This is a genomic window from Oleiphilus sp. HI0066 (assembly GCF_001635725.1).
Window position 1 is genome coordinate 1 of sequence record NZ_LWFH01000246.1, and the last position, 841, is coordinate 841.

Sequence of the window (841 nt, forward strand, 5' to 3'; positions counted from 1 at the left end):
GAATCTTCTTGGCTTTTTTTCACCGATACCTTTATGACTTTATCTTCAGGCATATCAGTACCAAGATTTTCCGTGCTTGTCCGAACAACCTCAGACTCAGGCTTCACGCTCGACTCTAATGCAGTGACGCCTGAATCAGTATCAGCTGCATCGTTATTCTTTTCATTCGCTAGGACTGGATCGTCAGACTGCGCACCTTTCGACCCGACTAAATCAGAGTCCTCTTTGGCAGACTCTTTTGTCTCTAGCAAATCATCACTCGCTACATTTTCAGCCGCCAAGGTCTCATTAACAGCTAGCGAAGATTCATTCTCAACAACTACCGCTTCTTGCACCACATCAAACTTCTCACTTTGTCGCAACGCTTCATCCAATCGAGCTAAACGCTCACGCTGAGCTTCTTCATCTATCACAACGCTTTCACTAGCAAACTCTTGCTGCGCCATACCCGAGAATAAATTGTGCTGCTGCGCGACAAATAAAAATGAAGCCATCAAGATCAACACAATAGTAACTAGTGCAAACGCAGGTAGTCTCGGCTGGGAACGTTGTGACTCAACCACGACTGCGTCATCAGTCGAGTTAAATAACACTGCCCCCATATGCCTTTGAACCTCAGAAACTAGACCTTGGGTTTTTATATGCAAACGCTCTACCGATGCTTCAGGAATAGAAAGAGTCGAGCTAAAACCTACGCTAGACAAACCTTGCTCGATGAATGCTTTTACCTCTTCAACAGATAAAAGGGGCAAGCCAAATGCATGAACCGACTCATCACCATAATTAGCGGACAACCAAGCAAGTTCTGAAGTAGACGCCAACAACAGCACAACAGAGGTAT

Annotated in this window: 1 protein-coding gene; it reads right to left on the reverse strand. The window is 45.2% G+C overall.

All coding sequences use genetic code 11. The features are described from left to right. Positions 1 to 841, reverse strand: an 841-nt coding sequence (locus A3738_RS30495) for a hypothetical protein (protein WP_197473563.1), incomplete at both ends; no start/stop codon positions are given.